Genomic DNA, 9,287 nt, shown 5'->3' with positions numbered 1-9,287 from the left:
CGTAAACTCTTCATATCATGCGCTTTGCGAAATTTTAAGGCAATATTTGAATGATAAAGAACGACAGCCAATACTAATAACACAAAAACCACAGGATAACGCATAAAATCGCCCACAGCCCGTGTCGTGTCTAATAATTGATTCCAATCCACTGCATTAGGATCTACCGTTTGCATTAGGTAAATTAAATTCGTCAAATGTTCATTATGAATAAATAAATTAACAAGTTTAGCTTGCCAAATATTTATCTGAAAAACAGTCATCACAATATATTGATGCCCTGTTTTCCAAATTATAAATACAGTGACAAAAAGCAACACCATAATCCAAATCGGTGCCATACCATTATCTGTATTTTGCTGTTGGGGTTGTTGAGCCATTAATACTTACTTTTAATGAATTTCTTTAACTTCAAGTATATACTGCTCTCGAATGTTTTTGCGAGAATTTCGATTTTAAAATCAAAGTTTATAAAAAACATTGGTTAATCCCTAGTTATACACCCTAAATTCTAGGATTCTTTAATTAGACGACCTCGATAAAATTGATAAACACCCGTTGCGTGAACGAAACTGCTGATATTTTCCAAATCTAATGTTTTATCCTTTAGTGTCAATAACGGATTTCCTAATTTATCCATTAAGATCTTATCCGGAGGAAGAGAAATAATATCCTTTTGATTGATGTAAATACCTATATACGCTTCATTCTGTTTATTTTCTTTTATTTTTATCAATGCCTTTACATGTTCTACATCAGCATAGATAGGACGGGAAATCATTTGTCGAGGCAAATTAGACACTATTCTTTCCCAAGACTGAATATTAGTCCCATCTGAAGAATACAAAGATACAAAAACTTCTTGTTGTCCACTTCTAAGAGCTAAACGATTCGCCAAATAAATATCTTCTTTGATTTGCTCCTTTGTACGACTGCCAAGTTGCTCTACAAAATTTTCGCGAATATCATTTAAATTTTTACCTATGGCGCGCAAAAAATTAGATTTATCCCAAGGGCCATTTTTAATAGCCTCATCTAATGCTTGAAGTATTGCTTCATTTTGCTCATCTGAGAGTATTTCTTTCATAACATCAACACACAAATCTTGAGGGAACTAACTACCCCAAATTAAACAAACGATATTAAAAAGTATAACAGTTATTTGCACCAATCCATTAGAAAACATTAAGCATGAGACAATTTAATTTTATTTTCCACAAAAAATGATGAAATTAAATTGCCTCAAGCAAACCTCATTATTTAAAAATGAATTGTTTTTTTTCATCAACTTGTGTTTTGGAAATTGCTAGCTCTATCTCTTTAAAACATTTATCTAAAACAGCCACTGCCTGTAGTTTTATTGGATCATCTCTGATTTCTACTGCTTTTTCGATTTGCATCTTCATTTGATCAATTCGCGCAATAACTGAGCAATAAACATCTCCTGGCGATACTTCAACTTTTCTAGAAGGAAAAATTCCCCATCCATCGGCCATAGTTATATACTCCTAAAACTTAAATCCTTAAACTAAGTGTAACAAAAAAATATTTGGGTGAACTTATATTTCACATTACTTTCTATTTTTTTACAATTAATTTGTAAAACGGGCTTAATCGTACATCAACTCATCCAAGGGAGTATAATCTTTACTTGGACCACCTTGAATTAATTCATTCAATACATCCGTCATACAAAGCAAACGTAAAACATTAGGTGTTACTTCATCAAACATCACACGAAGCCCTAACAATGCACCTTCAGCTTCATCAAACGTTGCTCCTAAGCCGTACCCTAAACACAAAGAGCACAATTGATCCGCGCGTTTTGCAATTGCAGGTAATAAACCCGTGTCTGAAAAAACTTCATCAAAACTAACAAATCGATCATTTAAATAAAATTTTGCGTTCAAACTTGCAGCAATGATCACCATACATTTACTAATATCTCGTTCCATTTTATTATCGCCACCACGGCTGTGCAGACTTTATATTTCCTGCTAAAAAATTTCGTACCCAACGCAAAAAAACCGGTACAGTAAAACCATAGTGTTCAATAATACCAAAAAATACAGCTGAAACTAAAACCAATACCCCTGTCCATACTCTAATATGCATTAAAAATAGAAATATAGGAAAGGCAGCCCGTGCATCAACCATAAAAAAACGAGCGCTTCGTGCGGAATCTCGCCAATGTGCTGTATCCGCAAATCCCCCACTTGCCATACTCTATGCCTCAAAAATAATTTATATAAAAAAAGTATATACCTAAAAGTTGTCTTTAGCATATGCGTATTAACAAAAAACTGCTAAAAAACATAGAAAAATGATGTCGGAGTCAGCTAGTTAAACACGAATTTTACTAATTTTTGATTAATCCATTGGAGAATGATTTTTAGATGATGAGAAACCTAGAGTACATCATTCATCTCTTTTGGTTTAGCAGTGGGTATCAAACAAAGTTCCTCCTTGGCATTGGCAGGTTTTTCCCCTTTCTCATTAGTAACAGCAGCTAGTCCCAAATTTCTCAAAATTTTAGAAGTGCTGTTAATCTCCATTAGATACTCCTTTTATGAAATAGAACGACTAAACGTAATAGAACAACTTAAAGAATTATTAAGAAAATGGATCTTTTTATAAAAATTCTATTGAGTAATGAATGCATTTTACGTTATGTTAAAATTACTTATCGATTATTATAGATTTCATTTACGGATAAATGCAATTACAAAGTTAATTATTACAATTGAAATAAAGGAGAATTTCTATGGCTAGGGGTGAAGTAAAGTGGTTTAATAATGCCAAAGGATGGGGATTTATTATTCCTGAACAAGGCGGCGATGATATTTTTGTTCATTTTTCATCAATTCATGGTACTGGTTATAAAACATTAGTTCCTGGTCAAATAGTTACCTATGATGTAGGAGATAGTGATAAGGGTCTTCACGCCGCTAACGTGATTGTAATTACTGACAATGCCGAATCAGAAATGGCTTAATTAAGTTTTGGCGGCTTTGTAATAGTAAGATTTATTATAGTGCCGCAACCAAAAAACTAATTTCAATGCAATTACTGCATTCATAACCATCTTCAGGTATAATGAAAAAAATTCATTTAAGGCACAAGTTGTACTAATGAGACGTGGTTTATTACTCATTAATCTGGGTACTCCCAAGAATACAAGTGTTGCTGCCGTTAGGAATTACTTACGCCTATTTCTTACTGATAAGCGAGTAATCGACCTGCCCGCTTGGTTCCGTTATATCTTAGTTTATTTCTTTATTTTACCCTTTAGAGCAAAACGCTCTGCTCACGCGTATAAAGCTATTTGGACGAAACACGGTTCACCCTTGCTCTATCATAGTCAAAACTTAGTAGCTCAAATTAAACGTGAGGTCGCCGACTCAAGTTATAAAATCGCGTTAGGCATGCGCTATGGCGAACCATCAATCGAATCAGCATTAAATCATTTAAAGCATTGTGAATCCATTACTATCTTACCTCTATATCCTCAATATTCTTCCGCAGCTAGCGGTTCATCCATTGAAAAAGCAATGCGCATCATGAGTTCCTGGAATACTATTCCTTCCGTAACCATTGTTCGCGATTTTTTTCAACACCCCGCCTATATCAATGCACAAGCAAAACTCATAAAGGAATACCTACAAAAACACGAGCATGTTCTTTTTAGTTATCATGGAATCCCTGCACGCCAAATTACTAAAAATGTATGTAAATCAGTATGTTCGGAAAATTGTCCTGCACTCAACGAACAGATTCAAGGATGTTATAAAGCCCAATGTCATGAAAACACTCGTTTATTAGCTAAAGAACTGCAGCTACCTGAAAATCAATACAGTACCGCATTCCAATCTAGACTGGGAAGAGCATCTTGGATAAAGCCTTATACTGATGAACATCTAACCAAACTTGCAGCTCAAGGAATCAAAAAATTACTCATTGTTTGCCCTTCTTTTGTAGCAGATTGTTTGGAAACTCTTGAAGAAATAGGCATACGTGCCAAAGCCCAATGGCTGGCTCTAGGTGGAGAACAATTAATTGTAGTTCCCTGCTTGAATGAACACCCCTTATGGGTAAAAGCTATAGGTGAAATCACTCATCTGAAAATAAGTAAAAAAAGCGGGTAACAAATTTTATACTCTAAACCATAAATTTCTTGTATTATAAAAAACTTATAATTTTCAGCAAGGAACTAAATTGAAACGGATCTTTTTCTTAACATTATTTTTTGTCTCTCAAACTATAGCTGCAGTATTTAGTTCTGAAGAGGTAGAGAAACTAAAACATAATTTTTTTGCAAATATTCAGTCTAATGGTGCAATAATTGCCTCTCCTTCGAAAGAAGAGCCCAATTATTATTTCGATTGGATTCGAGATTCCGCTATTGCCATGTGTTTGATCGAAACATGGTACGAATCCACTCATTCCCAAAAACTTAAAGATCAATTAGTACACTATGTTTCCTGGACGCAACTTATTCAACACCAAAACGAGTCGCTGCCTAGACAAGATATTATGGGCGAACCTAAATTTTATATTAATGGCTACCCATTTGAGGATTCATGGGTAAGGCCTCAAAATGACGGTCCAGCTTTAAGAGCAACTGTTTTAATTCATTTTGCGCATCAGTTACTAAACCAAAATGAAGTTGAATACGTACACAACTTTTTGTACAACAGCAGTCTTGATTCTAGCTCCATGGGTGTAATTAAAATGGATTTGGAGTATACCGCGCATCATTGGGTTGATGAAAACTTTGACCTATGGGAAGAAGTGTTTGGACATCATTTTTTTACTACTATGGCACAACAAAAAGCATTACTTGAGGGTGCAACCCTTGCTCGTCGTCTTAATGATAAAAGCGCCGCTGTTTATTACGAAAAACAAGCTGATTTAATGAACACACGCTTATATCAACACCTAGATCAGAATAACTACCTAATTCAAGCCACTCTGCCCCCACACCTTGGCCCACAAAAAACTTTTGAACTGGACTCATCAGTTATTTTAGCTATTTTGCTTAATCCACAAAGTGGCATTCTTGCTCCAAGTAGTATTTATGTTGAAAAAACAGTTAATGCATTACACGATCAATTTAAGCAAATCTTCCCAATCAATAATAATATATCTGGCCCTATTTTATTTGGTCGTTATCCTGGAGATACTTATGACGGATACCAAACTAGTAGCATAGGTAACCCTTGGTTTACCTTAACAGCCACTCTGGCTGAGTATTATTTTACACTTGCTGAAAATTTGCCCATAGATGAACAATCACTCATGCTTCAATACATACACATAGGGGATGCTTATTTAAAACTAATAAAACACTATGCACCTGAAATGAATTTAAGTGAACAAATCAATTTGAATACTGGAATCCAACAAGGAGCAAGTTCCCTAACCTGGAGTTATGTATCTGTTTTGCGTGCTCTGGAAGTGAGAGAAAAATTAGCACAAATGAAGAAATAAATCGTTTATCATGAATACTGCTGCTAAATATTGGCAGCACTTAATGATTTAAATAAGTAGAAGACCATCTTAGTCGATCAGGCGCAAAAAAAAGCACACATTGCTGTGTGCTTTGTTCATTCCCCATTAGCTTGAGCTAACCTTCTTCCCAAAATCAGAATCTCTGAATAAAGACTTCTAATTCATAATGTAGGCAGAAATAGTTCCATCGGTACAATTTACCACATAAACAAACTGGCCATTTGGACTAATAGCAATTCCCGTAGCAAAAGGACTTCCTGGTATATCACTTAAGTCGCCTGTAACTAGAAACGGCAGTGATGTAAATGAATTGGCCATCGGGACTAATTCGAGTACAATAGGGCGTATATATAACCTAATGGAATAAAGCCACTTGATAAAGGAAATAAAACACCTGTGGTGTCATTGACACTGTATCCCAAGATACAGACAGAAGAAGAACGTAGAGGAATTGATTATTGGGTGTTATTACCAGCGCTTGCGGAAAATTTCCTAATCCAGTGTTGAAAGGGCTTCCTGTAACAGGAGTTAACGCGCCAGTTTGACAGGTGACAACCACATTGCGACTGACAAACAAATATTGATTGCCCAGCATAACCTCAAGTAATAAACGTTCATAAGCATCTGCAATACGCTATGTATTAAAATTTAGATCCAATTTACTGTCACGTAATTGCATACATTCACTCAAACCAGGAACTTTATTCATCATCCTGACCTCTACACCCTCATCAGGTTGCAAACGAATAATTAATTTATTAGGTGATAAGTCTTGCTTTAATTGTCGAAAAATATTGTAGGGCTGTGGTTTGAAATAAATCACCACTTCACTTTGTTTTTTTGATAAACGCTTTCCTGTAAGTAAATAAAAAGGTACTCCTACCCAGCGCCAATTATTAATAAAAGCTTTGATCGCTACAAAAGTCTCTGTTGTGGATGCTCTATATGCCCCTTCTTCCTCTAAATAACCAGGTATTTTCTGACCTTTAACAACATTGCTTATGTATTGAGCCCATACAGTGTGCTCGTGGACCGGTGTATTACCGAGAAAACGTCCGCAGAGAGACTCATGGGCGGCTCCATTGCGATCAAAGCAACTATTTACAGTAAATGATTTTGTAACATATCACTGACTTCGGCAACAGTAATTTCAACCTTATCAATTACATGCTGATCCCAATTGGATGAAAAAATCGCATTTGCAAAGCACTGAACTAAAAGATTTAATACCGTTTCTTTACCAAGATAATGATCAATACGATAAATCTGATCCTCGGCAAAAAAACGAGCCACTTCATTATTAATCGCTATTGAAGAAGATAAATCATGACCAATAGGTTTTTCTAAAACCACCCGGGAGGGTTGAGTAGTTAAGCCCACGCACGCTAGAAAGATTTTGGCAAGTTTGTGCATATAAGGAAGGAGGAATAGCAAAATAAGAAATAGTAATACGTTCTGGGGACTTAATGTACTTCATTAACTTTTGGTACTCATCAGCCTCTACCAAGTCTAATTTACAATAATCCAGTTTTTTAGCAAGACGCTCCCAGGCAGACTCATCTAAAAGATCAGTTAAAAAAATTTGGATTTTTGTCTTAATTAAATCAATATAAGCACCTAAATTTAACTCTTAGCATGCACAACCAATAATTAATTCGCGTGTCTGGATGCAGCAAGTAATTGCGCTCAAGCTGATATAAAGCTGGAAGTAATTTGCAACAAGAAAAATCTCCAAAAGTACCGAACACAATTAAATCACAAGGGTACTTCGCAGCTACTTCTTCGCTCATATATCATCCCAGATAACCTATCATTTTCTTGAAGCTAATACTAAATTGAAATATACGGTAGACCAACCTAATTTCTGAACATCTTGCAAAACCACATTTTTGTGATATACCACAAATAATAAGAGATTAAAGTTAAATCATTTATTTAGGAGTAACGACAAATGCTTAATAAAAGATTTTCAGAACGGCTCAATAAAGAGCTTGATAATATTGGAGCTCCAACATTAAGCGCAGAGCGTATTGAAGTATTATCAAAATTGGTAAAGATACCAAAGTTTAAAGCAGAAGCTCTACTAAACGGAACCACCCGTCCTGATGCAATATTATTAAATACGTTAGCCCAAGAACTTGAGGTCAGTGTCGACTGGTTAGTAGGCAAAGATGAGGCCGCCCATTAAATATAAAAATAATTGCTATACTGTAAGTAAAATTTATCACGGAAATTATTTTATGGCCAACCCAGAAGAAAGTAAAACTGAACTTATAACTCATTTGGTAGGGGAAATAAACCAGTATGGGTATGCCCCGGACTCAAAATTATGTTTAAGCGAGGCAGGCATAAAAGCGCTAAACCAAGGGATCGACAGCTATGATGCAAACCACTCTCTAAAAGTTTCTGAGTATAAAGCAGCTAATAATCTTGTTGAAGACAAAGAAGTGCTCATTACTAATGATCCCCTATTTTTTAGAAAACAATTTATAGAATACATTAGTCAACATCAGCCTCCTCAGTTTAATGGTGATGAACGTACCAGAGAAACTTATCCCGAATCAGCAACCCTTTCCATGCACAAGCTTCTTGACTCTAAAGGAGTGGAGCTGTATCAACTGGCTTTGGAAGAAGAAATACACAGCATAGAGTTCAGGCATGCTCTATTAATGCGTGCAACAACTCAATTTAAAGGTTCTAAGTGGCAAGAACGTCCTGTAATTATTGTATCAGGCCCCTCAGGATGTGGAAAATCTTATGCTGCACAATCTGCTGTGGGAATAGCACAACAATTTTTATCCACAAAAGACAATAAAGTAACAAGCAATAATGTTATTGCCGCTGATGGTGGCCTATGTCGTGAACTATCACAAATGCGAAAATTAGTTATTCAAGTAGCCAATAATGAGGGGTATGCAGGTATTAGTGATTTACATTCAAAAAGCAAAATTTTAGATGGATTAAAAAACAAAATATTAGAGGCTGCTATTGCAAGTCCCGGGGTAGGTATAGTTATTCCGGAAACCTTTTCAAAATGGTTACAACCATTTCACCCCATTAAAAATTTAATGAAAAATATTGACTCGCTACCCAATACGAAACAGATTTTCGTACGTGTAGCCGGTGAAAACTCATCAACTTTTCAAAAAATCGTTGCCTTTATGGGATCACGGAGAGCTTGGAAAGTAGATGGATTTACACCACAAAAATTGAGTTTAAATAAACAAGGATTAACTGAATCCAAAGCTTATGAGAGAAAAGGGTTTAATTGGGGAACAAAGGGGTCAATCCTAGCGGAAAAATGGTTTCGTTCAAACAGCAAAGATAAATTAAGTATGTTGATAACCAATGACTTAATTCTGTTAAAGCCAGATCCTGATTCACTAACAGAAAAATGGCTTACTGCCGAAGCAAAAGACATAGGAGCTCGTCTTTTTTCTGAAAGAGCTTATAAAAAATGGGCAGCTCTACCAACGGATGAGTTAAAACAAAGCCTTCCCGATTATTGCAAAACGGTGAAATTACAAATTAAGACTGCGGCACAAATAGATTTTGCCATTGCCCAAAAACAAATTAAATCAAGAATTGAATCCATTAATAAATGTCTTGAAAAAGAGTTTAGCCGCACAAAACACAATGAAGAGAAAATTATTTATCTCCTTAATAAACGGGATGCTTTGTTAGATATCAATAAAATTAGTTCTAAAGATTTAGATATTTTGTCGGGTATAAACAAAATAAAACACCAAATAGAAGACTGCATTTCCGTATGACAA

At 35.4% G+C, this 9,287-nt stretch carries 15 protein-coding genes and 1 pseudogene; 5 read left to right on the top strand and 11 right to left on the bottom strand.

The features are described 5' to 3' along the window. From WA877_RS01600 to WA877_RS01575, 6 genes and pseudogenes are all read right to left on the bottom strand, one after another. Positions 1-380: pseudogene (locus WA877_RS01600) on the bottom strand (type IVB secretion system coupling complex protein DotM/IcmP); the annotation flags it as partial. Between the two features lie 131 nt (positions 381-511). Then, positions 512-1,087, bottom strand: a complete 576-nt coding sequence (icmQ, locus tag WA877_RS01595) for a Dot/Icm secretion system protein IcmQ (protein WP_425169191.1) — start codon at positions 1,085-1,087, stop codon at positions 512-514. Between the two features lie 169 nt (positions 1,088-1,256). After that, positions 1,257-1,496 carry a hypothetical protein gene (locus WA877_RS01590; RefSeq protein ID WP_425169190.1) on the bottom strand — a complete coding sequence of 80 codons (240 nt, stop codon included), beginning with the start codon at positions 1,494-1,496 and terminating at the stop codon, positions 1,257-1,259. Between the two features lie 114 nt (positions 1,497-1,610). After that, on the bottom strand, positions 1,611-1,955 hold the full coding sequence (locus tag WA877_RS01585; RefSeq protein WP_425169189.1) for a type IV secretion IcmS family protein: 345 nt from the start codon (positions 1,953-1,955) through the stop codon (positions 1,611-1,613). A 4-nt stretch (positions 1,956-1,959) separates the two neighbouring features. After that, positions 1,960-2,223 carry an IcmT/TraK family protein gene (gene icmT / locus WA877_RS01580; RefSeq protein WP_425169188.1) on the bottom strand — a complete coding sequence of 88 codons (264 nt, stop codon included), beginning with the start codon at positions 2,221-2,223 and terminating at the stop codon, positions 1,960-1,962. Between the two features lie 185 nt (positions 2,224-2,408). Beyond that, positions 2,409-2,555, bottom strand: a complete 147-nt coding sequence (locus WA877_RS01575; protein WP_425169187.1) for a hypothetical protein — start codon at positions 2,553-2,555, stop codon at positions 2,409-2,411. A gap of 209 nt (positions 2,556-2,764) precedes the next feature. On the opposite strand from WA877_RS01575, the gene WA877_RS01570 reads away from it, so the two are divergent. The 3 genes from WA877_RS01570 (at position 2,765) to WA877_RS01560 (ending at position 5,490) form a co-directional block, all read left to right on the top strand. Further along, positions 2,765-2,995, top strand: coding sequence for a cold-shock protein (locus WA877_RS01570; protein ID WP_425169186.1), 231 nt, complete (start codon positions 2,765-2,767; stop codon positions 2,993-2,995). Positions 2,996-3,131: 136 nt separating this feature from the next. Continuing rightward, on the top strand, positions 3,132-4,145 hold the full coding sequence (gene hemH, locus WA877_RS01565) for a ferrochelatase (RefSeq protein ID WP_425169185.1): 1,014 nt from the start codon (positions 3,132-3,134) through the stop codon (positions 4,143-4,145). 70 nt (positions 4,146-4,215) lie between these two features. Next, positions 4,216-5,490: a glycoside hydrolase family 15 protein gene (locus WA877_RS01560; protein ID WP_425169184.1), complete on the top strand. Its 1,275-nt coding sequence runs from the start codon at positions 4,216-4,218 to the stop codon at positions 5,488-5,490. Positions 5,491-5,667: 177 nt separating this feature from the next. On the opposite strand, the gene WA877_RS01555 is transcribed toward WA877_RS01560, so the two are convergent. The 5 genes from WA877_RS01555 to WA877_RS01535 form a co-directional block, all read right to left on the bottom strand. Continuing rightward, positions 5,668-5,829 carry a hypothetical protein gene (locus tag WA877_RS01555; RefSeq protein WP_425169183.1) on the bottom strand — a complete coding sequence of 54 codons (162 nt, stop codon included), beginning with the start codon at positions 5,827-5,829 and terminating at the stop codon, positions 5,668-5,670. Between the two features lie 316 nt (positions 5,830-6,145). Further along, complete coding sequence (locus WA877_RS01550) at positions 6,146-6,514, bottom strand: hypothetical protein (RefSeq protein WP_425169193.1); 369 nt, start codon at positions 6,512-6,514, stop codon at positions 6,146-6,148. Positions 6,515-6,612: 98 nt separating this feature from the next. Beyond that, entirely contained in the window at positions 6,613-6,891 is a 279-nt protein-coding gene (locus WA877_RS01545) for a hypothetical protein (protein ID WP_425169182.1), read from the bottom strand. Further along, positions 6,836-7,093 (bottom strand): hypothetical protein, encoded by a 258-nt coding sequence (locus WA877_RS01540; protein WP_425169192.1) that lies wholly within the window; start codon positions 7,091-7,093, stop codon positions 6,836-6,838. The genes WA877_RS01545 and WA877_RS01540 overlap by 56 nt, the downstream gene beginning before the upstream one ends. A gap of 22 nt (positions 7,094-7,115) precedes the next feature. Continuing rightward, complete coding sequence (locus tag WA877_RS01535) at positions 7,116-7,301, bottom strand: hypothetical protein (RefSeq protein ID WP_425169181.1); 186 nt, start codon at positions 7,299-7,301, stop codon at positions 7,116-7,118. 161 nt (positions 7,302-7,462) lie between these two features. Here WA877_RS01535 and WA877_RS01530 point away from each other — a divergent pair, with 161 nt between their 5' ends. Both WA877_RS01530 and WA877_RS01525 read left to right on the top strand, forming a co-directional pair. Further along, a complete protein-coding gene (locus WA877_RS01530; RefSeq protein WP_425169180.1) occupies positions 7,463-7,699 on the top strand; it encodes a hypothetical protein in 237 nt (78 codons plus the stop codon). Positions 7,700-7,751: 52 nt separating this feature from the next. Next, the gene (locus WA877_RS01525) at positions 7,752-9,284 is read left to right on the top strand and encodes a hypothetical protein (RefSeq protein WP_425169179.1); all 1,533 of its coding nucleotides are present in this window, start codon (positions 7,752-7,754) and stop codon (positions 9,282-9,284) included. The last annotated feature ends 3 nt before the right edge of the window (positions 9,285-9,287 follow it).

The sequence above is a fragment of the Legionella sp. genome (assembly GCF_049790535.1).
Lineage (GTDB): Bacteria > Pseudomonadota > Gammaproteobacteria > Legionellales > Legionellaceae > Legionella.
Note: the sequence above shows the minus strand (reverse complement) of the source record. Positions and strands in the feature narration are given on the sequence as shown.